The sequence below is a fragment of the Autumnicola aciditolerans genome (genome assembly GCF_041679265.1).
Classification (GTDB): domain Bacteria; phylum Bacteroidota; class Bacteroidia; order Flavobacteriales; family Flavobacteriaceae; genus Autumnicola.
In genome coordinates, this window is the sequence record NZ_JBGFSM010000015.1 from 19,965 (window position 1) to 44,599 (window position 24,635).

The 24,635-nt window shown below is 39.4% G+C and carries 22 protein-coding genes; 8 read left to right on the forward strand and 14 right to left on the reverse strand.

The window, feature by feature from the left end; genetic code table 11:
• Positions 1-163 precede the first annotated feature (163 nt).
• Complete coding sequence (locus AB8M93_RS15130; RefSeq protein WP_373059179.1) at positions 164-400, forward strand: GIY-YIG nuclease family protein; 237 nt, start codon at positions 164-166, stop codon at positions 398-400.
• Between the two features lie 44 nt (positions 401-444).
• On the opposite strand, the gene AB8M93_RS15135 is transcribed toward AB8M93_RS15130, so the two are convergent.
• A complete protein-coding gene (locus AB8M93_RS15135) occupies positions 445-1,713 on the reverse strand; it encodes a M28 family peptidase (protein ID WP_373059181.1) in 1,269 nt (422 codons plus the stop codon).
• Between the two features lie 504 nt (positions 1,714-2,217).
• On the opposite strand from AB8M93_RS15135, the gene AB8M93_RS15140 reads away from it, so the two are divergent.
• Genes AB8M93_RS15140 through AB8M93_RS15160 form a run of 5 tightly spaced genes read left to right on the forward strand, consistent with a single transcriptional unit; the run spans position 2,218 to position 7,039 of the window.
• A complete protein-coding gene (locus tag AB8M93_RS15140) occupies positions 2,218-3,114 on the forward strand; it encodes a MerR family transcriptional regulator (protein ID WP_373059183.1) in 897 nt (298 codons plus the stop codon).
• Positions 3,115-3,120: 6 nt separating this feature from the next.
• Complete coding sequence (locus AB8M93_RS15145) at positions 3,121-4,584, forward strand: phytoene desaturase family protein (protein ID WP_373059185.1); 1,464 nt, start codon at positions 3,121-3,123, stop codon at positions 4,582-4,584.
• A 4-nt stretch (positions 4,585-4,588) separates the two neighbouring features.
• The gene (locus tag AB8M93_RS15150) at positions 4,589-5,428 is read left to right on the forward strand and encodes a phytoene/squalene synthase family protein (protein WP_373059187.1); all 840 of its coding nucleotides are present in this window, start codon (positions 4,589-4,591) and stop codon (positions 5,426-5,428) included.
• Positions 5,429-5,440: 12 nt separating this feature from the next.
• Positions 5,441-5,890 (forward strand): sterol desaturase family protein, encoded by a 450-nt coding sequence (locus tag AB8M93_RS15155; RefSeq protein WP_373059189.1) that lies wholly within the window; start codon positions 5,441-5,443, stop codon positions 5,888-5,890.
• Between the two features lie 12 nt (positions 5,891-5,902).
• Positions 5,903-7,039 carry a lycopene cyclase family protein gene (locus AB8M93_RS15160; protein WP_373059191.1) on the forward strand — a complete coding sequence of 379 codons (1,137 nt, stop codon included), beginning with the start codon at positions 5,903-5,905 and terminating at the stop codon, positions 7,037-7,039.
• A 1-nt stretch (position 7,040) separates the two neighbouring features.
• Here AB8M93_RS15160 and AB8M93_RS15165 read toward each other — a convergent pair whose 3' ends face one another.
• The 7 genes from AB8M93_RS15165 to AB8M93_RS15195 all read right to left on the reverse strand — a co-directional run bounded on the left by AB8M93_RS15165 (position 7,041) and on the right by AB8M93_RS15195 (position 15,070).
• Positions 7,041-7,601 (reverse strand): TlpA family protein disulfide reductase, encoded by a 561-nt coding sequence (locus AB8M93_RS15165; protein WP_373059193.1) that lies wholly within the window; start codon positions 7,599-7,601, stop codon positions 7,041-7,043.
• 110 nt (positions 7,602-7,711) lie between these two features.
• Positions 7,712-8,233 (reverse strand): S24 family peptidase, encoded by a 522-nt coding sequence (locus AB8M93_RS15170; RefSeq protein ID WP_373059195.1) that lies wholly within the window; start codon positions 8,231-8,233, stop codon positions 7,712-7,714.
• Positions 8,205-8,462 (reverse strand): helix-turn-helix domain-containing protein, encoded by a 258-nt coding sequence (locus AB8M93_RS15175; protein ID WP_373059197.1) that lies wholly within the window; start codon positions 8,460-8,462, stop codon positions 8,205-8,207. Before AB8M93_RS15175 ends, AB8M93_RS15170 begins: the two co-directional genes overlap by 29 nt.
• A gap of 663 nt (positions 8,463-9,125) precedes the next feature.
• Complete coding sequence (locus AB8M93_RS15180; RefSeq protein WP_373059199.1) at positions 9,126-11,393, reverse strand: aconitate hydratase; 2,268 nt, start codon at positions 11,391-11,393, stop codon at positions 9,126-9,128.
• Between the two features lie 438 nt (positions 11,394-11,831).
• Positions 11,832-12,785, reverse strand: a complete 954-nt coding sequence (locus tag AB8M93_RS15185; RefSeq protein ID WP_373059201.1) for an AAA family ATPase — start codon at positions 12,783-12,785, stop codon at positions 11,832-11,834.
• 10 nt (positions 12,786-12,795) lie between these two features.
• Positions 12,796-14,244 (reverse strand): peptidylprolyl isomerase, encoded by a 1,449-nt coding sequence (locus AB8M93_RS15190; RefSeq protein ID WP_373059203.1) that lies wholly within the window; start codon positions 14,242-14,244, stop codon positions 12,796-12,798.
• Entirely contained in the window at positions 14,207-15,070 is an 864-nt protein-coding gene (locus AB8M93_RS15195) for a peptidyl-prolyl cis-trans isomerase (RefSeq protein WP_373059205.1), read from the reverse strand. Before AB8M93_RS15195 ends, AB8M93_RS15190 begins: the two co-directional genes overlap by 38 nt.
• A 193-nt stretch (positions 15,071-15,263) precedes the next feature.
• Here AB8M93_RS15195 and AB8M93_RS15200 point away from each other — a divergent pair, with 193 nt between their 5' ends.
• Together AB8M93_RS15200 and AB8M93_RS15205 are read left to right on the forward strand one after the other, a co-directional pair.
• Positions 15,264-15,740 (forward strand): SRPBCC family protein, encoded by a 477-nt coding sequence (locus AB8M93_RS15200; protein ID WP_373059207.1) that lies wholly within the window; start codon positions 15,264-15,266, stop codon positions 15,738-15,740.
• A gap of 46 nt (positions 15,741-15,786) precedes the next feature.
• Entirely contained in the window at positions 15,787-16,302 is a 516-nt protein-coding gene (locus tag AB8M93_RS15205; RefSeq protein ID WP_373059209.1) for an OmpH/Skp family outer membrane protein, read from the forward strand.
• Between the two features lie 80 nt (positions 16,303-16,382).
• On the opposite strand, the gene guaB is transcribed toward AB8M93_RS15205, so the two are convergent.
• The 6 genes from guaB to AB8M93_RS15235 are packed head-to-tail and all read right to left on the reverse strand — an operon-like array spanning position 16,383 to position 24,521.
• A complete protein-coding gene (gene guaB, locus AB8M93_RS15210; RefSeq protein ID WP_373059211.1) occupies positions 16,383-17,855 on the reverse strand; it encodes an IMP dehydrogenase in 1,473 nt (490 codons plus the stop codon).
• Positions 17,856-17,914: 59 nt separating this feature from the next.
• Positions 17,915-18,316, reverse strand: a complete 402-nt coding sequence (locus AB8M93_RS15215; protein ID WP_373059213.1) for a YkvA family protein — start codon at positions 18,314-18,316, stop codon at positions 17,915-17,917.
• A gap of 17 nt (positions 18,317-18,333) precedes the next feature.
• Entirely contained in the window at positions 18,334-20,799 is a 2,466-nt protein-coding gene (locus tag AB8M93_RS15220) for a TonB-dependent receptor domain-containing protein (protein ID WP_373059339.1), read from the reverse strand.
• Entirely contained in the window at positions 20,780-22,144 is a 1,365-nt protein-coding gene (locus tag AB8M93_RS15225; RefSeq protein ID WP_373059215.1) for an HTTM domain-containing protein, read from the reverse strand. The genes AB8M93_RS15220 and AB8M93_RS15225 overlap by 20 nt, the downstream gene beginning before the upstream one ends.
• Positions 22,145-22,151: 7 nt before the next feature.
• Positions 22,152-23,255, reverse strand: a complete 1,104-nt coding sequence (locus tag AB8M93_RS15230) for an imelysin family protein (RefSeq protein ID WP_373059217.1) — start codon at positions 23,253-23,255, stop codon at positions 22,152-22,154.
• Between the two features lie 54 nt (positions 23,256-23,309).
• The gene (locus tag AB8M93_RS15235; RefSeq protein ID WP_373059219.1) at positions 23,310-24,521 is read right to left on the reverse strand and encodes a DUF4856 domain-containing protein; all 1,212 of its coding nucleotides are present in this window, start codon (positions 24,519-24,521) and stop codon (positions 23,310-23,312) included.
• Positions 24,522-24,635 lie beyond the last annotated feature (114 nt).

The following is a 24,635-nucleotide window of genomic DNA, read 5'->3' on the forward strand; positions in this document are numbered from 1 at the left end:
TGAAGCCAGAAAAAGAGAGAAATACCTCAAATCTACTGCAGGCAAAAGATGGATCAGAAATAATTTCTGAAGCTGAGTGCGGGCCTGTCTAACTGGCTATCGCCAGAGCGCCAGGTAGATTCAAGTCCCGCTCCGGGTACTTTACTCTCTTTTTTATATTGCGATGTATTTTGTTTATGCCATCCGTAGTCAGCTTAAAGATTGGATTTACGTAGGCATGACCAACAATGTCCAAAGAAGAATAGCACAGCACAACGCCGGACAGAATAAAAGCACTAAAGCTTACAAGCCTTTCCAATTTTTATTCTCTGAAAATTTCCCGACAAGACCTGAAGCCAGAAAAAGAGAGAAATACCTCAAATCTACTGCAGGCAAAAGATGGATCAGAAATAATTTCTGAAGCTGAGGGCGGGCCTGTCTAACTGGCCAATTTTTCCGAAAATTCTATTCTGTTTCCAGTGCAGGAGCGTTCATTTGTTCCGAAACTTTCCATCCCGTGGTATACATCCATTTGGTCATTTTAGTAAGTTTTTCTATATCAATAGCCTCCGCTTCGTCTTTAGGAGTATGATAATCTGGATGCAATAAAGTGGTAAAGAAAATGGCAGGGATATCTGCACGGGCATACGGCAGGTGATCACTGCGGTAATACCAGAACTCCGGATGGCTTGCGGCATCCCAGCTGGTATCTACATTAAAATTTGTGATTTGCCGGTTGGCTGCCAGGGCCATATCTACCAGGTCCTGTGAATTTTTATGAGGGGAGATAGCACCTAACAAAGCCGCTGAACCGGACTCGTTTCTTCCAATCATGTCGCCGTTTAAAACCGCCACGATTTTATTTTTTTCAACCGTGGGATGTTGCACAAAATACCTGGAACCAAGCAACCCACGTTCCTCTGCACCGTGCCATACGAAAAGTGCAGAGCGCTTACCCGGGTTCTTCTTCCAGGCGCGCCCAATTGCCAAAAGCGCAACGCTTACACTGGCATTATCATCGGCCCCATTCCAGATAGAATCTCCCTGCTGGGGTACTCCTATCCCATCATGGTCATGATGCCCGCTAAAAAGTACATACTGCCCTTTTAAACCAGCATCTGCTCCCACTGCCTTTGCTACCACATTGGCAGAAGGATAAGTAAATTCATCAATTTTAAAGTTTGCACTAAGGCTACTCCCGGATTGTTTAAGTTCATTTGCCCATTCCCGACTTACCAGAAGCACCGGGATTGTATCTGCAATACGTTCTTCGGCCGTGCGGGGTTCTATTTCATAAGTACCTTCTTCAAAACCATGACCAAAAAATCCAATTTTTGAAGTGGCTGTAGAATCTGCTACCAGAACAATAGCAGTGGCGCCCTGTCTTTTTAAAACCGCGCCTTGTTCCCGTATGGCCGCAAGGGCATAGCGGTAAACCCAAAGGCTCATACCTTCAGCAGGCATTCGCGATGGCGGCATGAGCGGCATTGCCACCAGCTTATTCTCAAGGTCTGCAGTGGTATCGGCTAAAGTTTCTATCCAGGTAACCTCTGTGTTTATTTTTGCTTCCACAGGAGAAGTTTCCCATGCTTCCTTCCATAGCGCCAGCTCTTTTCCATTGACCTTCACCCAGCTTTGAGGGGAAACTGTACGCCGGAAAAGGGGAAAAAACTGGAAGTAAGTACCGTCATCACCGGCTGGCGCTAAGCCTGCTTCCTGTGCTTTTTGTGCCACCCAGGCTGCCGCCCGGAGTTCATCTAAGGTTCCTCCTTCTGCCTCTCATAGCATCGCTGGCCAATGCAAAAATGTCATTCTTTAACTCAGTCGCTTTTATTGCTGAAATTGCCGGTGGAGCCTCATCTTTTTGCTGAGCGGTAAGTATAAACGTGCAGAAATAGAAAAATAGAAAATAAATTTTTTTCATATCAAGTTGTAAAGAGGTGATAAAAAGTGAAGATATAAAAATTGATTCATTCAGCATACTTCCCATTCTAATAGAAAGCTAAAAAAATAAACTACTAATCCAGGCAGAGGAGTCCTGTTTTCTTAACCCACCTTTTACTGATGCTTGCCGAAGTAAAAAGGCTGAAAAAATTTCAGGATACTCCTTAAGTCGCTTTCGCTATATGTGGAATTTGTTTTGTTTAAGATTTATTTAAATTTATTAAACATTTAACAATTTCAATAAATGTTAAGAAGGGCCAATTGTTTAGATTTGTTTATCTTGTTATTCAAAATATGGAACTGGTAAAACAAAACTTTAGTATTAAAGACCTTGAGCATTTAAGCGGGATTAAGGCACATACCATTCGCATCTGGGAAAAAAGGTACAACGTATTGTCCCCAGATCGTACTTCTACAAACATTCGAACTTATGACAGTACAAGCCTCCAGAAAATATTGAATATTGCCTTTTTAAATGAACATGGATATAAAATATCCCGTATCTCAAAATTGAACGATGAAGAAATTAGCCGAATGGTTAAAAGAATTTCTGCGAGTTCCAGCAGGGAAAATCGGGCGATAAATGCTCTTAAACTGGCTATGATCAATTTTGATGAGCAATTATTTCATAATACTTATGAACGCTTAATGGAAAGCAAATCGTTTAATGAAATTTTTGAAGAGGTCTTTTTACCACTTCTCCAAGAAATTGGAACTTTATGGCAAACCGATACTATAAAACCCATCCATGAACATTATATTGTAGAACTTATTAAACAAAAATTATACATAAATTTAGGAGAACTCAAGAAAAAAGAAGTAAAACAGAATCCAGAGCATGTATTTGTACTTTTTCTCCCGGAGAATGAAATTCATGATATAGGGATACTATATATTGATTATTTACTGCTATTAAACAATAAAAGCACCATTTATCTCGGTCCTAACCTTCCCATTGAAAATTTGAGCTACCTGTTGGAAAGGAATTCTAATATTAGTTTTATTAGTTACTTTACCATAGCGCCACAGGATATAAAATCTTTTATCGATGAGTTTCAGGAGAAAATTTGTTCAGTAAGATCATCTGAGCTTTTTTTATTTGGCCAGAGGGCAAAGAGCGTGGAGGAAATCAAGTTTCCGGAAAATATTAAATTTCAGCATTCCATTAAGGAATTTGTTCAAAAGCTGTAATTGGCCATGAAAAAGCAAGTTTCCATCATTGGCTCGGGTTTCGCCTCTTTGGCAGCGTCCTGTTATTTGGCCAAAGCAGGATATGCAGTTGATCTCTATGAAAAAAATGCTGAAGTTGGGGGGCGGGCCAGGCAACTAAAAAAGGAGGGGTTTACCTTTGATATTGGCCCCACCTGGTACTGGATGCCCGATGTATTTGAACGCTTCTTTGCCGACTTTAATAAAACACCAGAAGATTTTTACCATTTGCAGAAGCTAAATCCTGCATACGAGGTGTTTTTTGAAGATGGCAGGAAAATAACCATTGGAGATACTCTCGAAAAAATTTATGCTGCATTTGAAGCTGAAGAAGCAGGGAGTTCCCGGAAGTTGAAAAATTTCATTAAAGCCGCTGAAGATAATTACAAAATTGCCATTAAAGACCTGGTATATCGTCCCGGAACTTCCCCTTTGGAACTTATAACCCCGGAAACATCAAAAAAAATCGGGCAGTTCTTCAGTACCATTTCTAAAGAGGTGCGAAAGGAATTCAATAATATCAAACTTATTCAAATTCTGGAATTTCCCGTACTGTTCCTTGGGGCTAAAGCCAGTAACACCCCGGCTTTTTACAGCTTTATGAATTATGCCGATTTTGGACTGGGAACATGGCATCCCAAGGGCGGGATGTACCAGGTGATTTTAGGAATAAAATCTCTGGCGGAGTCCCTGGGGGTGAACATTCACACCAATTCTTCCGTAGAAGAAATAAAAATTTCCAAAAATACCGCAGAAGCCATTGTGGTGAATGGAAAAGAAATCAAATCTGACATTATCTTAAGCGGAGCTGACTATCATCATACAGAAACTTTATTGCCGGAACACAAGCGGCAGTATCCTGAAAAATACTGGAAAAAGAAAACATTTGCTCCTTCTTCCCTCCTGTTCTATGTAGGCTTTGATAAAAAGTTAAAGAACGTTGCCCACCATACCTTATTTTTTGATACAGATTTTAAGGTACATGCAGAAGCCATTTATGATCATCCAAAATGGCCTGAAGATCCTCTGTTTTATGCCAGTTTCCCTTCTATTACAGATGGCAACGCGGCTCCGCAGGGAAAAGAAGCGGGCATCTTTTTAATCCCACTGGCACCAGACCTTGAAGATAGTCCTGCATTAAGGGAAAAGTACTTTAAAAAAATTATAAAAAGGTTTGAAAACCTAACCGGACAGGAAGTAAAAAACAGCATCCTTTTTAAGGAATCTTTTTGCGTAAACGATTTTAAGGAACAATACAATTCTTATAAAGGCAATGCCTATGGTCTTGCCAATACCCTATTGCAGACCGCTTTTTTAAGGCCCAAATTAAAAAGCAAGAAAGTGCACCATCTTTATTTTACGGGCCAGCTAACCGTTCCAGGGCCGGGTGTTCCCCCATCCCTTATTTCGGGAAAACTTGCAGCAGAGCTTATTCAGAATTCCAAAAACTAGTGCTATGAAATCTATATTCGATCTTGTTTCCCACGGCTGTAGCAAAATAGTAACAAATTCCTACAGTACTTCTTTTGCTACCGCCACAAAAATGCTCGCCCCCGGCATCCGCCAGGATATTTATAATATTTACGGCTTCGTAAGGCTTGCAGATGAAATTGTGGATACTTTCCATGATTACGATAAAGAAACACTTTTTAACGATTTTGAAGCAGACCTTAAAAAAGCGATCGCTGGGAAAATAAGTCTGAACCCTATTCTTAATGCCTTCCAGGAAACAGTGCACCGCTATGGGATTGAAGAGCATCTTTATACTTCTTTTATGAAAAGTATGCGGCAGGATCTTTACAAATCAGATTACCTTAGTATAGAAGAATTTAAGGAATACATTTACGGCAGTGCAGATGTGGTGGGCCTTATGTGCCTGAAGGTTTTTGTGAAAGGCGATAATAAAAAATATGAAGCGCTTAAAGAATCTGCCATGAGCCTTGGGTCTGCCTTTCAAAAGGTAAATTTCCTGAGGGATCTTAAAGCTGATTATGAAGATTTAAGCCGAAGTTACTTTCCCCACATTAACCTTTCGCAATTAGACGAAGTGAGCAAACATAAAATTATAAGTGAAATTGAAGCCGATTTTCAGAAAGGCCTGGCCGGGATTGCCAAACTTCCTGTGGAGGCAAAATTTGGGGTATATACTGCCTATATTTATTACAGGAAATTACTGCACAAATTAAAAGCAGTACCTTCGCTGGAAATTAAAAACCGCAGGATTAGGGTTCCAAATTATCAAAAAGCCGGTTTGCTCGCAAAATCGTATATTACTTATAGATTAAACCTTATCTAAAATTAGTTCAATATGGATACTCTTTTATGGATAGCAATTTTCACTGGCACCTTCGTGGGTATGGAAGGAATGGCATGGCTTACCCATAAATATGTGATGCATGGCTTTCTCTGGCGGCTGCATGAAGACCACCACAGGAAAGACCATAGCAGCTGGTGGGAAAGGAATGATTTATTCTTTGTATTTTATGCCATAGTAAGCATTACCTGCTTTCTCCTATGGCAGTACAATGATTTTTGGGCAGGTTTACCCATAGGTTTAGGAATTCTTGCCTATGGAATTACTTATTTTACGGTACACGATATCTTTATTCATCAGCGTTTCAAGATCTTCCGGAATGCCAATAACAGGTACGCCAAAGGAATACGACGTGCGCATAAAATGCATCATAAACATTTAGATAAAGAAGATGGAGAATGCTTCGGGATGCTGTTTGTTCCCTTTAAGTATTTCAGAAAGTAATTTAATTAGTTAATGTTGGGGCCGGTATATTATTATGTGATAATAGGTGGCGGGATGGCCGGGCTACAATTAGCGCTTCAGCTTAGCAGGGATGTTTTCTTTAAGGGCAAGAAAATCGCCATTATAGATCCTTCAGATAAAGATAAAAATGATAAGACCTGGTGCTTCTGGGAAAAAGGAGCTGGCCATTGGGATCATATTGTAAGTAGCTCCTGGGAAAAAGGCCTCTTTTTTTCTTCGGAAGCAAAACTGGAACTTGATCTTTCTCCTTACCGCTATAAAAAAATCAGTGCAATTGATTTTTATACTGAAGTAAAAAAAGAATTAAGCCATTCCCCTGACGTTATCTTTATAAAAGATACTATTACTGAAGTAGATACAGTTAAAATGCAGGCCATTGGAGAAGAAGGAAACTATCCTGCCACGCATTTTTTTGACAGCCGTATTCCTGCAGATTACCTTGAAGCAAAAAAAGCCACTAAGATTTTTCAGCATTTTAGAGGCTGGGAAATAGAGACTGAAAATGAGCATTTTCAGCCTGAAGTTTTTACGATGATGGATTACCGACTTAAGTTCAAAAATTCCACTTCTTTTATGTACGTCCTGCCCGAAACTTCAAAAAAAGCTTTGCTGGAGTTTACATTTTTCACCCCATTTCTAACCGAAGAGAAAATTTATGAGGAAATGCTTGAAAATTACATTTCTGAAATCCTAAAAATAGGCGATTTCAGGATTACTTCAACAGAAAGCGGCGTTATTCCCATGACCGATTTCCCTTTTGAAAAAAAGAACAACAGGAAACTCACCAAAATTGGCACCGGCGGCGGTTGGGTAAAACCCAGCACGGGTTATTCCTTTAAGAATACCGAAAAGAAAACGGGCAAGATCATCAGCAACATAAAAAGCGGCCATATACCCGGCAAAAATCTCGTTTACAACCGCTTCCGCAGGTATGATGCATTTTTCCTGGATGTACTGGCGCGGCATAATCAAAAAGGAGAAGCCATATTCACTAAATTTTATCAGGCTAATTCTATAGAAATGATCTTCAGGTATCTGGATGAAGAGACCTCTTTTTCTGAAGATATTAAAGTTATGCTTTCCCTTTTTGGGTATGAATTTATAGAAGCTTTTTTCAGGAAACTATAATTCAGGACCCGAGTAACTTGTCCAGTGTATTTCGCATGGTCTGGCTGTTCCAATCGGCAGAACCCACTTTTTTAATTACTATGTTGGATTTCTTGTCAATCACATAAGTGGTAGGTAAAGTATAGCCATCAAGAGGCTTGGGATCTGCGCTTAACATTCGGTAAGTGGGCAGTTCCAGGCGTTTAGCCTTTAAAAAATTTTTAACCGTTTCATGTTCTTCCCCAGAAATAAAAAAGAAATGGACCTTATTTTTATAATCTTCATATAATTTCTGAAAAGAAGGCATCTCCGCAATACAGGGAGGGCACCAGGTAGCCCAGTAATTTACCACAATAACCTCATCTTTAAACTCTGAAAAATTCACCCTTTTACCGTTGTTACTTTCCAGGATCCAGTTATAGCCTGAGAGTTGTTCTCTTTCGGCTTCGTTGGTAACTTCAGGGCTAAACACGAATATTTTATTTGCAAAAATCTGCAAAGGTTTACGGGTTTGGGGAATAAGCAATGCCAAAATAACAACTATAAGAATTATGTTTGACCATTCATTTTTAAAAATTTTCATGTCTTACTTTTTCCTAAATTCTTTAGAAAGACAAAAGTAAGTAAACTCCCGGGCAAAAACCTGTAGAGTTTCTTTTAAAGTTCAAGTAGGCAGAGAATGCTTCTATTATATTAACTGGACATCGAAGCAATTTTTTTATTTAGTTTAAAAACTTCTTTTTTTAAGAGTTCCAAGGCTTCTTCCAGTGCGCTAATTTTCCCTTTGGAGGCTATTTCATGATGCGGAACTAAAACCCCTGTTACCTTTCCTCTTACACTCATAATTTCTAGCACGTCTTTCCTGCTTATCTTAAGCTGAGACTGTTCCTTTTCATTATCATTTTCCAGCAGAAGATAACCGGGATCATGGCCGGCTCTAAATCTTTTAATTAAAATAGCTTCTTTTGTCACTACCAGCACCACTGTCCCGTCCAGTACATTCTCTATCTTCTTTTGAGTTTGGCATATAACCAGATCTCCATCAAGTATAGTGGGAGCCATACTGTTCCCTTCTACTTCAAAGAGCCGCTGGTTTAAAGTAGGATTAAAACCTGGTATTCTAAACCAATCGTAATTACTATCCAGATCTTCCAGGTGGTAATCCCTTATAAAACCGGCATGAGCACTAACTTTTATGAGGGGGTATGAATCCATTTTCAGAAGACATTTTTATAAGTTGCTTATCTCCCTTTAACAAATAATCTGTAGTAACCATATAGAGTTTACTTAGCTTTAAAATATGCTCTGCCCCTATTCCGTTTTGCGAATTTTCAATTAAGGAGTACGCTGCCTGGGAAATAAACAATCTTTTTGCTACATAGTTTTGTGAAAACCCATTCTTTTTCCTTAGCTCCTTAATGCGGGTACTTATCTCTTCTTTCATATGTAATGCGGGAGTTGAAAAGATACATTAGCAGGGTATGCATCTTATTTTATCAAAGGTCGCTTAATATTTACAAAGCGGGAATCATTATAATGAATAATGATACTATTTCATAATTTGTGGATTAATATTGTTAAATAAAAGTTAATAAAAAAATCTATTTTATTTTTAGTCCTTCCTGTAGTTAAATTATATCAGAAACAAAAAACGCTTCGAAAAACATAAATAAAAGATCCAAAATATCTGGTTCTGTAATTTAGCGGCTTTCCTTCTCAAATCCTGGCCTTCTAAAATCTACTAAAAGAATATTGAAAGCTAAACCGGAGGAGGAAATGATCCAATAAATACTTGCACTCCTATTGCTATTGCTTTAAGGAAAAAGATAAAAAGGAAATTGCAGAAGCTGGAACATAAATACTGGAACTACCCATCATTAAGTTATATAAGATGTCCTAATTTTTCTAACGCTAAGGACAATGATTTGTTACTAAAACAAAAACTGGATCAATAAAGATTTTATAGCAAAAATAGATTAGTTATTTAAGAATGGGGATTGAATAACTAATTGCAGGAAGCCCGGCGTTAGTGCCGGGTTTTTTAAATGAAAACTCCCGTAAAACAACTGGTTTTACGGGAGTTCTTTTAACTTAGAAAACCTGCTTCTTAAGCTGCGTTTTGCTTTTTAATTAGGTTTAATGCAGAACCCTGCCTGTACCATTCAATTTGCGGCTCATTGTAAGTATGATTTGCTTTTATAGTGTCTTTACTGCCATCGGCATGAACCACTTCAATAGTAAGAGGCCTGTCCGGAGCAAATTGTTCAAGATCTATGAAATTGAAGGTGTCATCTTCCTGTATAAGCTCATAGTCTTCTTCATTTGCAAAAGTGATTCCCAGCATTCCCTGTTTTTTAAGGTTGGTTTCATGAATACGTGCAAATGATTTTACCAGTACTACTTTTACTCCCAAATGCCGTGGCTCCATTGCCGCATGCTCCCTGGAAGAACCTTCCCCGTAATTATGATCTCCCACAACAACAGTAGGGATTCCAGCCTTTTTATATTCTCGCTGTACAGAAGGTACGCCATCGTACTCTCCATTCAGTTGATTTTTTACAAAATTGGTCTTTTTATTAAAGGCGTTTACTGCTCCAATAAGACAGTTATTAGAAATATTATCTAAATGCCCCCTGTAACGCAGCCATGGACCCGCCATAGAAATATGGTCTGTTGTACATTTTCCCCATGCTTTTATAAGAAGTTTAGCTCCTGTAAGGTTCTTTCCGTCCCATGGTTCAAATGGGGTAAGCAGTTGAAGGCGGTCACTGTCTTCGGCAACTTTCACGTCTACATCGCTACCGTCTTCTTTTGGAGCAACATAACCCGCATCTTCCACGGCAAAACCTTTTGTTGGCAATTCAATTCCTTTAGGCTCATCCAACATTACTTCCTCTCCATCTTCATTGATGAGTTTATCGCGGGTAGGATCAAAATCCAAACGACCCGAAATTGCAATTGCAGCAACCATTTCTGGAGAACCTACAAAAGCGTGGGTATTAGGGTTTCCATCTGCACGTTTGGAGAAGTTACGGTTAAAGGAGTGCACAATAGTATTTTTTTCTTCTCCTTTACGATCACTCCTGTCCCACTGGCCAATACATGGTCCACAGGCATTGGTAAATACCGTTGCGTCCAGATCTTCAAAGATTTGAAGCAGCCCGTCCCGCTCTGCGGTATAACGAATTTGTTCAGAACCAGGATTAATCCCGAAATCTGATTTTGCCTTTACTTTCTTTTCCACAGCTTGTTTCGCAATAGAAGCGGCACGTGTCAAATCTTCATAAGAAGAGTTGGTACAGGAACCTATTAGGCCCCAATCTACATTAATAGGCCAGTTGTTTTCTTTAGCTTTCGCCCCCATTTCTGAAATTGGGGTGGCAAGGTCTGGCGTAAAGGGACCATTTAAATGAGGCCTTAATTCTGAAAGGTTGATCTCGATTAACTCGTCAAAATATTCCCCTGGATTTGCATAAACCTCATCATCTCCAGTAAGGTGTTCACGCACGGCATTTGCAGCTTCTGCAACATCTGCGCGATTGGTGGCTTTAAGATAGCGCTCCATGGAATCGTCATATCCAAAAGTAGAAGTGGTTGCCCCAACTTCGGCTCCCATGTTACAAATGGTACCTTTCCCGGTACAGGACATCGAGCGGGCACCTTCACCAAAATATTCAATTATGGCCCCGGTTCCTCCTTTTACGGTCAGGATTCCGGCCACCTTTAAGATTACGTCTTTTGGAGCAGTCCATCCGGAAAGCGATCCGGTAAGCTTCACTCCAATTAGTTTTGGAAATTTAAGCTCCCATGGCATTCCTGCCATAACATCTACGGCATCTGCCCCACCTACTCCAATAGCGACCATTCCAAGACCACCTGCATTCACGGTGTGGGAATCTGTTCCAATCATCATTCCTCCCGGAAATGCATAATTTTCAAGAACTACCTGGTGAATAATCCCCGCACCAGGTTTCCAGAATCCAATGCCATACTTATTTGATACCGATTCCAGAAAGTCAAAAACCTCACTGCTGGATTTGTTTGCAGCCTGTAGGTCTATAGCCGCTCCCATTTTAGCCTGAATAAGGTGGTCACAATGCACTGTAGTAGGTACAGCAACCTGTTTCTTACCTGCCTGCATAAATTGTAACAATGCCATTTGTGCAGTTGCATCCTGGCAGGCAATCCTGTCTGGAGCAAATTCTACATAATCTTTCCCTCTCTCATAAGCTTCGCTGGTTTCCCCATTCCACAGATGAGAGTAAAGAATTTTTTCTGAAAGTGTTAAAGGCTTTCCAACAACTTCACGTGCTTTATTTACACGATCTGCCATTTGACCATACACCTTCTTGATCATATCAATATCGTATGCCATGTTCTTATATTTATTTTGTTCTAAAAGTCATGCAAAATTACGAATTTCAGCCGGATTTCGAAAATTATAAGCTTTATTCAAAAATTAATAGATGTTTTATGGCACAAGATGTATTTCATCTAGAATGTTTCAATAAAATAAAATATTAGCGTCCTATTTTAAGATATTGGCAATTTTAACTTATCAGAATTACATAATCTGAATTTCAGATGCTCTTGTTAAAGCCCTCTTTATATGGAAAGAAGGAAGATTATGAAATAAAAGAGGTAATATAAAATTCTACTTCTTCTGCTTCAGCAAAAATCAAAAGAGCATAAAGAAGTGCATTAAAGAAGCATTTAGTAAATCGAAGATTTAAGGAATAAAAATTAAAAAAGAAATAAGGTATGGAAGGAAGGACAATGCCAATAAAGACTTCGTTTCTCAGCACATTTGGAATTAGAACAGTGCTTTAATAATTTTTTCTTCAGTAACCCCTTCTGCTTCAGCTTTATAATTTTTAATCACCCTGTGACGGAGTATGCCTGTAGCCACAGCCTGAACATCTTCAATATCAGGAGAGAATTTTCCATTTACCGCCGCGTTCGCCTTGGCAGCAAGCACCAAATTTTGAGATGCACGGGGGCCCGCTCCCCAATCTACATAATTCTTCACCAGTTCTGGCGCAGTATTTCCCGCCGGCCGGGTTCTTCCAACTAATCCCACTGCATATTCCACCACATTATCTGCTACCGGAATTCGCCGGATAACATGTTGCAGATCAGAAATTTCCCCGGCAGTAAAAAGAGCTCTTACTTCTGGCTTTTCATCAGATGTGGTGCTTTTTACCACATTAACCTCTTCTTCAAAACTTGGATATTCCAGGTTAATGGCAAACATAAAGCGGTCCAGTTGCGCTTCAGGCAAGGGATAAGTACCTTCCTGTTCTATGGGGTTTTGCGTAGCCAGAACAAAATAAGGAAGATCTAAATTGTAGTGATGGCCTGCCACCGTAACCGATCTTTCCTGCATTGCTTCCAGCAAAGCGGCTTGTGTTTTTGGCGGGGTACGGTTAATTTCATCTGCGAGGATGATATTGGCAAAAACAGGGCCTTTAATAAATTTAAACTGGCGGTTCTCGTCCAGGATTTCTGATCCAAGAATGTCACTGGGCATTAGATCTGGCGTAAACTGTATACGCTTAAAATCGAGCCCCAGGGCTTTGGCTATGGTATTTACCATTAAAGTTTTAGCCAATCCCGGTACTCCTATTAACAAAGAATGCCCTCCAGAGAAAATGGAGAGCAAAATTTGGTTTATAACTTCATCCTGACCAACAATTACCCTGGCAATTTCCTTCTTTAACTGTTGATTCTTCTCAACTAATTTTTCTACAAGCGCAACGTCAGACATTCAGAATTTTCTAATTTTTCAACCAGTTACTATTATATTCACAGTTCCTGAATTTACCATTTATTTTGATATAGGTATCGGCTATTTTCTCTTTTTGCCATTTTTCTATAGCCTCTAATTGTTTTGCCTGCAGAGCAAGATCTTTAATTTTTAAATAATCTGTGGCATAATCGGCTTTGTGCTCGGGAATTCGTTTGGTGATCTTTATGATCTTAAAGAAGGGTTTGCCGGTATTATCCTGATCGCTCAACCGCAGCGACATTTCCCCCTCTTCTAAGTTTACCACCTGGTTGTAAAGGGCAGGGTCCAGTTTAGTAAGTTCGAATTTAGTATCGCCCGTTTGCGGATTTCTAAGCCTGCCGCCATCATTTTTAGTTTCTTCTTCATCTGAAGAAGCCTTGGCTGCTTCGGCAAAGGTTATTTGACCCTCATTGATTCTTTTTCTTATCGTATCGATTTCAGCTTTTGCCTTTTCAACCGTTTCATTGGTCACTTCAGGAATAATTAAAATATGCCGCAAATCCACCTGCTGCCCGCGAATTTTATCTATTTGAATTATATGGTACCCAAATTCGGTTTCAAAAGGCTCACTTACTTCGCCTTCCTGCAGGCTGAAAGCCACGTCTTTAAATTCCTTTACAAAGTTATCTTTCCTACCAAGGGAAATAACAGAACCCCCGGTATTGGTGTCATCTGAATATAAAATCGCCTTGGTCCTGAAACTGGCCCCGTTATCCACCACATCTGCCCTGAATTCATTTAGACGGTCTATTGCCTTTTGCTTTTCACTTTCCGGCACTTCAGGCTCAATAACAATTTGCGCAATCTCTACCTCATCTCCAAAAATAGGAAGCTCATCCTTTTTCATTTCTTCAAAATAAGCCCTTACTTCTTCAGGCGTAACTTCGATTCCCTCTACAATTTTCTGCTGCATTTTCTGGGAAAGCTGCCTTTGCTTGTTAATTTCAAAAAGTTCGTCCCTTAGCTCCTGTTCAGAAGATTTGTTGTAATATTCCACCACTTTTTCCATAGATCCCAACTGCCTTACCATTTCAGCAAGTTGCTGGTCTATATAGCTTCTTATATCGGCATCCAGCACCACAATACTATCCTGCACCGCATGGTGCGCGTAAAGCTTGTTCTCCATAAGCGAACCTGCTAACTGGCATTCGGTAACATCGGCCGTAGACATATTCTGGCTCTGCATTTGCTTGTACATAAGGTCTATGTCACTATCCAGAATAATATAATCCCCAACTACCGCGGCAATACCTTCCACTCTCCTGCGCTCGTTGCTCTGTTTTTTCAAGGTATTTTCAGCCACCTCTTTTTCCGGTTGGATGGCAGTACTATCGGTTACCACCACTTCCTGCGCCTGGGTGGTAAGAGAATTCAGGACAAGTGCTAAACCAGCCGTTATCTTAATTATATATTTCAAATTCATTATTTTTAATTGCATCTTTGGTAATATCTTTTTCCAGTTCCTTTACTAATTCCAGCTTTTGCTTGTTCAGCAATATTTGTTCTATTGTGGCTGCAGCATATTCCAGCGGCGCCTGTTCATTTCTTTGTAACACATCTTTTACGTACACCAAATATACATTTAGTGAATCTTCAAGCTGCAGATAATTTGATTTTTTTAGCAGCTTTGAACGGTCATCTGCAGATAATGGGCCAATTTTATCATAAACCGCCTTGGTTCGCACCCAAACAGAATCATTTATTGAGTAATTTTTAAACTGAAGGGCAAGGTTTTCCAATTCCTGTTTATCTTCTTCATTAAAACGCTGAATGGCTTTCTTTATCTTATCAAAATTGGTATTATCCTTATCCAGGTTTACATAACGCAGTTTCACCAGGTCTTCATTAAGCCTGAAATTTTCCTTATTTTGTTCATAATAAGACGCTACTTCTTCAGGATTTACAGCAGTATCCAGTTGTTTTGAAACCACGGCATCGGTATAAGCATTAGTGAAAATTTCGTTTCGATAATTTTCTACCAGACCATTAAACTCTTCCTGTTGTTTCTGCGGAAGATTTAATTCTGCCCGGTCTATTAACAACTGCTGTGTTGCCCAGCGGTTAATATAACTAGAAACGATTACAGCACTGTCTTCAGGCGAAGTATCTTCATCTATAAGCGCAAGGATATCCTCCTCATATAAATAAGAATCGTTCACTCTAACCAGGGCTTTACGCTCTTCTGAAGGCTTAAAGTAGTTACAGCTCACTGCGCAAAAAGTGAACAAAACAGAGATCACTGCATAAAAGTTTTTCAAACTCATTCTTTATTTGGAGGTGCAATTTACATACCAAAAAGCTTCATTTTCCACGCCACCAGCTTTAACGGATGCAAAAATAAGAAAACCCATAGGTTCTGCAAGGTATTGGTTCAACGATTATAGAGGATACTTTATTATTAACCTTTAAAAATTAAAAATTCTGAGCTATATTTAATATGCTAAAAATCAATAAATTATGGATTACACCTTAGAAATTGAAATCGATCTGCCCCGCACTGAGGTAGTAAAAAAGTTTGAGGATCCTAACAATCTTAAATGCTGGCAGCGGGGATTGTTATCTTTTAAACCGCTTACAGGAACTATGGGAGAAGAAGGCGCTACAAATGCATACCGGTTTACAATGGGAAAGCGGGAAATAGAAATGACGGAGACCATCATCAAAAATAATCTTCCCCAGGAGTATCATGCTACCTATGACGCCAAAGGGGTGCACAACATCCAGGAAAATTTTTTCACTGAAATTTCAAATAACCGAACAAAATGGGTATCCCACAGCATATTCAAATTTAGCGGATTCATGAAAATTATTGGTTTTACCATGCCGGGATCTTTTAAAAAGCAATCGTTGCAGTATATGCAGGATTTTAAGGCTTTTGCTGAAGACGGTAAAACCGTAAATCACGAGAAAGAAGAGAAAATTAAAAATAAATAGGAATTAAAAGTTTGTGCCTCTTATATTTGCGAAAAACTTATTTAAAATGAAAAAAATCGGATTTCTTTTCACACTTCTATTTGTAAGTGTACTTACCAATGCGCAAACTAAAACAGGAACTATTGATCCTGAGTATATTCTTTCTAAAATGCCCGAAATTACAGAAGTTAACCAGGGCCTTGATGAATATAACAAGGAGTTACAAACGGGGATGCAGGAAAATATCAGCAAGTATGAAGGTCTGATTGCAGATTACCAGGAAAACAACACCACTTTTACTGACGAACAAAAGAAGGAAAAGGAAACTGAGATTATAGGCCTTGAGAATGAAATAAAAGGCTTCCGTCAAAAAGCTTCTGTGATGCTTCAAATGAAAAGGAATGAACTAACCAAACCGCTATATGAGAAAATAGATGCCGCTATGAAAAAGGTGATCGCTGCGGAAGGTTATACGCATATCCTTAATGCCGGTGGTAACAGCCTGGCTTTTGCTGCAGAAGAATATGACATTACCCTTAAAGTGATGAAAGAAATGGGCATTTCTGTGGAAGACGCTCAATAAGCAATTGCAAGAATTAATTTTAAAAAGAGGCGGTTCGAAAAATCTTCAAACCGCCTTTTTTAATGCTCTAATTCAGAAATTTACCTGCTGTAATTAGGAGACTCTTTGGTGATAGTAACATCATGCGGATGACTTTCATGCACCCCGGCAGCAGTAATTTTTACAAATTTTCCGTTTTCCTTAAGTGCTTCAATATCTTTCGCTCCACAGTATCCCATTCCGGCTTTTAGCCCTCCCACAAACTGGTGAATGCTTTCTTCAAGTTCCCCTTTATAAGGCACACGGCCAACGATACCTTCAGGGACCAGCTTTTTAATATCATCTTCCACATCCTGAAAATAGCGGTCTTTTGAGCCTTTTTGCATAGCTTCCACAGATCCCATCCCGCGGTAAGACTTAAATTTACGGCCTTCATAAATAATGGTTTCCCCGGGAGATTCTTTTGTTCCGGCAAGCAAAGACCCCAGCATCACACTGTCGGCTCCTGCCGCAATAGCTTTGGGGATATCCCCGGTATAACGAATCCCGCCATCTGCAATAACCGGCACTCCGCTACCTTTTATAGCCGCAGCTACTTCCAGAACGGCTGAAAATTGAGGAAACCCAACTCCGGCGACTACCCTGGTAGTACAAATTGAACCAGGACCAATTCCCACCTTTACAGCATCGGCACCGGCATCTACCAGGTATTTTGCTGCTTCTCCAGTGGCAATATTTCCCACCACTACTTCCAGATCTTTAAATTTATTTTTTACCAGTTTCAAAACATCCACCACACCTTTGGTATGCCCGTGGGCAGTATCTATAATTACCGCATCCACACCAGCGGCAACAAGGGCTTCCACCCTGTCTACGGCATCTAAAGTAACCCCAACCGCAGCTGCCACGCGCAGCCTTCCGTAGCTATCTTTATTTGCATTTGGCTTTTGAGTGAGTTTGGTAATATCTCTAAACGTGATAAGACCAACCAGCTTATCCTCTTTATTTACCACCGGTAGTTTTTCAATTTTATTGCCCTGAAGAATCTCTTCGGCCTGCTCTAATGAAGTTCCTTCGGAAACCCTCACGAGATTTTCAGAAGTCATCACTTCAGAAATAGGACGCTCATTATTTTTTTCAAAACGCAGATCCCTGTTGGTGACAATTCCCAGTAATTTACCCTCTCCGTCTACAATAGGGATCCCACCAATACTATGCTCCTTCATGTGAGCCTTGGCGTCTTTAACCTTAGCCGAAATAGGCAAAGTAACGGGATCTATAATCATTCCGCTCTCCGCTCTTTTTACCTTACGAACCTTTAGCGCCTGCTGCTTAATGCTCATATTTTTATGAAGCACCCCAATGCCCCCCTCGCGGGCCATAGCAATAGCCATCCTGGACTCTGTTACGGTATCCATTGCTGCCGAAACAATAGGAACATTAATAGAAATATTTCTGGTGAATTTTGATCTGATACTTACTTCCCGGGGTAACACTTCAGAAAATGCAGGAACCAATAATACATCATCGTAAGTTAGCCCTTCCCCTAAGATTTTGGAATCGTGTGCAGTCATAGCAATTAAGGATTTAATTGCGTGCAAATGTAAGACTTATAAATGAGAAATACGATGATTTATACAGGATAGGAAGCTAATGGACTTAAAAGTCTTTCCCTGTACCTGAGGAACAACCATAAAAAAAGGCCAAGCCAGAAAACCACTATAATAATTGCTGCTAGGATATTTTTCTTTTTATGCCATGTAAAATCTGCTGTTTTACGGGCGCATTCTTCAATAATTCTCTTCGGAATTAATTTAAAACTCAACCATATTCCCAATGGAACCAGCAGAAGATCATCCAGCAGACCAAGTACGGGAATAAAATCCGGGACAAGATCTATAGGGCTAAGCGCGTAAGCCAGTGTGACAAGAAGAATAATTTTAGGATACCATGGCGTCCAGGGATGAATGGAAACCAGATGGGCCAAAACCATTTTATCGCGCAGGTCCTTTGCCCAGCGTTTAAAATTTTGCATAAATCGCATCCTGAAATTTACAGTTTAACCTGTAATGTGGTATACCAGGTGATAGGCTGCGCGGGAATAATTCCAGGCCCGGGATATCCTGTTGCCCTTCTTGTAAAATATGAATTATCCAAAAGATTATTTATTCCGGCTTCCAGCTTGAATTTACCAAAACTATAAGATGCTGAAAGATCCATAATTCCATAAGCCGGAACTTCTCCTTCTATTCCACGGTTATTTTCAGTTTTATCCTGCGGTGCATTGGTAGCATCGGTATACTGGCTTGATAAATAAGTATACTGCAAACCTGCAAGGAAGTTCTTATACCCAAAATTCAAACCTGTCTTTAAATTTACTGCCGGAATAAATTCCACTTCATTTCCTTCTACATTTATTTGTTCAGACCGAATATATTCAGATTTTGTAAAAGCAGCATTTACGAAAGCATTCAACTGATAGTTTTCTGCAGCTTCAAAAAAGCTGTTTCTGATATTCCATTCCGCAAAAGTTTCCAGGCCGTAAATAAACGCATCTCCAATGTTTCCTCTGAATCTTACCAGTCTTCCCGTTTCTTCCAGTTCTCCTTCAGCATTTACACGTTCTTCAGGTTTTAATACTTCTCCTATCCTGTCATTATATTTTAATGCAAAAATACTGGCATCATAAGAAAGAAAATCTTTCAGACGGCCTCTAATTCCCAGATCTGACGTAAAACCTTCTTCATCACTAATATCCGGATCTACCTGGAAACTTGGGTTTACTACCCTGATATCATTAAAGGTAACCGACCTGTAATTCTGTGAAAAGTTGGCATAAAACTCATTCGATGCATTCAAATTATAACTACTTCCAATCCCCAGAAGAATAAAACTCCTGTCAAATTTGCGATTATCTTCAATGGTTTCATTCAGCAGAACATTTTCCGCATTATCGGTGATGATATTCTTATAAAAACCGTCGGCTTCAGTATTGATATATTCGAACCTGAAACCAGGCGTGATGGATAGATTATTGGTTAAATTGAAAATATTTTCTCCGAAGAAAGCAAGGTTTTTATTCGGGAACTCAAATTCTGACTGCCTTTCATAATCCGGAAAACTAAAATTGGCGAATTCAAAATCAGGTCCGGAAGCAGCACTACCCGCTCCTTGTTGTTGTTGATTAAATGCCTGGTAGTATTTACTTCCCAGCAATAAAACCGATTCTTCTGCAAATAGGTCATATCGCGTCAAAATCCTAGCTTCAGCTCCCCAATTTGAGAAATCATCCACCAGTAGTTCTCTTGGCGCTTCCGGATCATCATCCAATGCCACGCGATTTTGTCTAAATCCTAAAGCTTTTCGGCTGGCATCAAGCCCGAATATATTCAGACTAAGATCTGTTTTTTCAGAAATCTGATGCTCCAGTTTTAGCGCGAAAAGATTCCAGTTCACATCAAACCAGTTTCGGGAACGATTGCTAAAATCCGGATTTTCATAAAATTGCGCATCTGTTAAACCACCAGGCTGTTGTGCCAGGTAATCCAGGAAAGTATATTCAAAACTGATATTGGTCTTTTCATTAAATTTCCATCCCAGATGAGCGAATGCATTATGAGAATCATATTCTGAATTAGGTCTAAAACCCTTTCCCCCTTTATAATTGTAATAGGTATAATAACTAAACTTCCCCACTGTTCCGCTCAAACTATTGAAACTGGTGAAAAGATCATAAGATCCTACGGTTTGCCTGGAAACAAGTTCAATTTCTTTATTTGGAACCGGTTCTTTAAACCTGAAATTTATGAGTCCTCCAAACTGAGTTCCATATTGCAAAGAGGCGGCTCCACGAACCACCTGGATCTCCCTGAGAGCCTCCGGCGGCGGGGTATAGTAACTTTCCGGATAACCCAGAACGTCTGCGGAAATATCATATCCATTCTGGCGGGTGTTGAAATTTTGAGTCCGGTTAGGATCCAGTCCACGACCACCAATATTTAGCTGAAGTCCAGCATCCCCATTATCGTAAATATTCAATCCTACTACCTGGCTGTAGATCTGCCTTGCATTGTTGGCAGCAAGATTCCCGGAAACCTTATCCATCAAGACCACTTCACTTTTCTTACCGGCGTAGATCGCAGTGCCTTCTACTTTTCGTAATTTTCTCAGCGCGAAGATCTGCTCTCTTCGATTGGTGATCATTACTTCGCTGAGACTTTCGGCCAGCGGAGAAAGTTGAAAATTAGCTTCAGTATTTTGAATAATACTAATCTCCCGCTGAACGATTTCGTATTCATAACTGAAAACTGCAAAAACGTAGGTTCCTTCTTTTATGGAGGAAATTTGAAATTCTCCGTTCTCATTTGCGATGGTTAACTTCCCATTGGTTTTATTCCAGATTTCCGCATTGGGAACAGGTTCACCAGTATTAGATGATGTCACTGTTCCGCTCAATGAGTACTGAGCATTCGCGATCATGCTAAAAAAGAAGAGTATGCTAAAGACCTTTAATTTCATCATTAAATGGTAAAATGAATGTTTTATGTTCAAATGAATCGGCGAAATTAAGCAAATTAACCTCGGGGCTTATATAGGGTTCACTTTTTCTGCCATTAAGACCTACGTAGTTTTCTACATAGATCTCAATATTTCTATGCCCGTCTTTTCTGAAATGATCTGCCAGAAAGTGTGCGTATTCCAGAATGAAATCGGGCTGAAAAGACATTTGTTTTTCCTGAAACGGCGTCAAAAAATCTGAATTATTTACGTAAAATCTTTTTCCGGTTTTGCCATCAATCACTTTAAATCGAGCATATCCGGCTTTCTCCATCAACATTACCCGCCATGAAAATCTAAAACCTTCTTCAGTCCAGAATAATTCGCCCGGATATAGTAAATATCTCCACGGAAATAAAAGTTGAATGATAAAAAATATAGATACTACAGAAATGAATATTTTCCGCTTAAGAGGCTTATAAAATAACAGCCGGTCATTATCAAATTTCTCTTTTTTGATCCTGAACCAGTCTGAAATTTTCTGAAGAATTCGATTGTGAACTTTCGGGCTGAAAAATATAAGCGCACTCACGATCATGATGTAAGGAAACATCCCGATTGGGAACAAGACCCTCGTAATCACATGAAAAATAATCACCATGATAAAAGCGAAAAACCTGGTTCGTTTCCAAAGAAGCAAAAAAGGAATAAAAAGATCGTAAAACATCCCGCTCCAGCTAAAAGCATATGCAACCCATTCCTGCTGCATAAGATCGCCCAGAAAAGGGATGTCATATTTTGAAGGCAGCCAGATCTTTAAAGGCATCGCCCTAAACAGCCAATCTGAATTGATCTTGGCCAAACCGGCATAGCAATAGACAATTCCCAGCAGTAATTTTATGGCATCTATACTCCAGCGTGGAATCTTCTGAAAGCGATTCTTTGCATTCTTCCATGCGTCCATTGAATAATAGACATTCGCCGGAAGAAAGATCATTAGAAAGCTAAGAATACTAATAAAATAGTAATGATTAAGGTAAGTAGTCTTATCCATGAGTTCTATGTAGGTAAAACTCAGGAAAAAAGTAATGATCGCTAAGCGATATTTATAACCAAAGGCTACAAATAAGGCGGCAATCCCGCAGATTATAAAAAGAAAATAGGTGAAATCGCCAGGCGGTTTCACCCATTCAAATCCATAATAACTAAAATGAAATTTAGGAGTTATATATAGTTTTTCGATCCATCCGTTCAGCCAGAAACGTATAATACTGGCGAACATCATAATTCCAAAACCGATACGAAAAACTGCCAATGGAGCGGCATCGGTATAAGAATCAAAATATTTAGTGATGGACGATCTCATCAATCACTTAATCTCCATCTGAATCTACATAATTTATACTGATGGAAAGTGCCTGTACCATATCCAATTTCAGAAGAACCACCTGCTTCTGCAGTTCATCATGAGCAGCAAGCATTAGCGTATTATTGGTTTCTACCTGATTCTTTAGGCTTGCATTCAAATTTGAAGCCTGGGATTTAATCGCGCTAAACTGGCTTAAAATATCATTGGCAAGATCGCTTCTGTCAAGATATTCCAGATATTGCTTATAACTTTTACCGGTCTGACTTCCATTAAATGATTTACCGTTAAAAAAATCAACCGTACTCTGTACAGCTTTCAGATAAAGTTCTTTTGAAAGATCTGCTGAATAATAGGCTTCTACATTGATTGGGGAAGGCGTACCGGTTAAAATTCCAGAAGGATAACCAATCTTTCCTGAACGTAAAAAAGCCTCAAAATACATGATGTATTTATTGGTGAACTTATCTACTGAACCGGTGCTTGAAGAACTGGTGTTGTTTACAAAAGTATCTCTGTAATCTCCCTGCCAGGAGGCGTTAACTTCAGCAGTAAGCGAGTTTATTCTTTTGGAAACATCTAAAAGATAATTTCTATAATTTTCAGAGGAATATTTCGCAACGATCTCAGCATCTGTAGCACCTATTCCATTCAGAAGATAATCCAGCGCAGGAAACCCCTGTTCTTTAAAGCTTGAAGGTAATTCGAGATTGTAAGAACCACTCGCAATCTTTTCTTCAACCGCTGAAGCTGCCAAAGGATAGGTATTCAGAAAACGGCGATAATTCAGCTCTTCTGCCTTACCAATATCGAACATGGCAACTGTTTGAAAATCTAAATAAGAACCTTCATACTGACCTCTTAATGCAACAAGATTCTCTTCAGTTGGATCTGCTGTAAAAGCAGCCGTAAGATCTTCCAGTTGCTGTGTAGAACTCTTAAAACTGCCAAAAGCCGGAATGATAATATTATCAGCCCAGTTTGCCAGCATAGCTCCACGATCAAAAGAATCGGTTTCGTTTCCACCGCCATCATCTGTCCCTTCATCTTCTGTAGAACAAGCTGTAAAAATCAGGGTTGCGATCAATAAAAATTTTGAGATCTTTATCATAAGTATTAATATTAAGAACCGGAGCAGATCGAAATCATGCTCCGGCTAAATGTTTTATTCTGCTGCTTCAGAAACGCTAAAACCAAAGGCTGTAGCAATTTCTTCAGAAATACTGTCCAAAGTTTCCGGAGTTACCTCCCAGAATCCGTTTCCGTCTAATAATTGCTCTTTAAACATGTCAATTTTTTCTTTAGACAGGTAGGGCATATTCGTACCCGGTTTGTTCGTAAATCTAAGACTATAAACAAATCCGAATCCTTCAGAAAGTTCATGAAAAGCTGCGCCCATACTATTTTCAGCTAAAGCAGATTTTCCGCCCTGAAGATAATGAACCGCTCTTACCGCGATTACTGTAGAAATATTCTCGCGAATAATGGCAACCTGCTCATCACGAGTTTGATAGTCTCCGGCAACGATTGCAGCACGTCCTGTTTTAAAAGCTTCAAAAGTACTATCAGCAAGCCCGGCAAAATCCTCATCGGCATCAACCTGACCTAAATAGCTGAAAAGTAAATGATCATCGCTTTCTCCAAGAACCGACATAGGATCTGCAGTAGGAATTGACGGGTCCCCGTAAAGGTAGCCGTAAGCCTCATCCCATTTGTGCTCCATAGTGGTATAAACCGCGCCTTCTTCAAGCACCTCATCATCATTATTCATACGATTATCAGCTTCATCCAGAACCGGCTGAGACAGATAATTATTAAGGATCTGGTCTGCAAGTAATCCACCTATTAAACCTTTTGCGAAGGCCTGGTTTAATTCAAGTCCTTTCTCGTTTACATAACGAACTCTTGAACCCTGATCGATCTGCCCGGCTACGCCAGCTTCGGCTACTACCTCTTTATTATTCTTTACGGTAGTGAATTGTTCCGTAATGTAAGAATCGAAATCATTTTTGATTTCTGAAGCTTCCACAGTATTTGTAGAAAAATACAGGTTAGAAGCGGCAACTTTCGATCGTACACTTTTTGAGGATTCATTAAGACTTGCGTTCTCAAAAGGTGAATTTTCATTCGCAAACATATTTGCTAATATATCTTCTGAAGCATCAAAATTGGTAAAATTAGACAGTAATTCAGCCGACATTTGCAGTCGGGTGGTCTGGCCATTATAATCTATGGTGGATTCCCCGTCTCGTTCAAAGGAATAATTATTTGGGATATCTATGGTTTTTCCTCCGTCATCAATTACATCATCATCGTTGGAACAAGATGATAAAAAAATGGATCCCGTAGTAAGTAGTAGTAGAAAAGTTTTTTTCATCAATAGTTTATTTAGACTGATTTAAAATAATAGCCGCAAATATATAATGTCACTTTGATTAGAGCAACTTTATTTAGACTTAATTTAAATAATTTTTAGTAATGATTGTAGAAG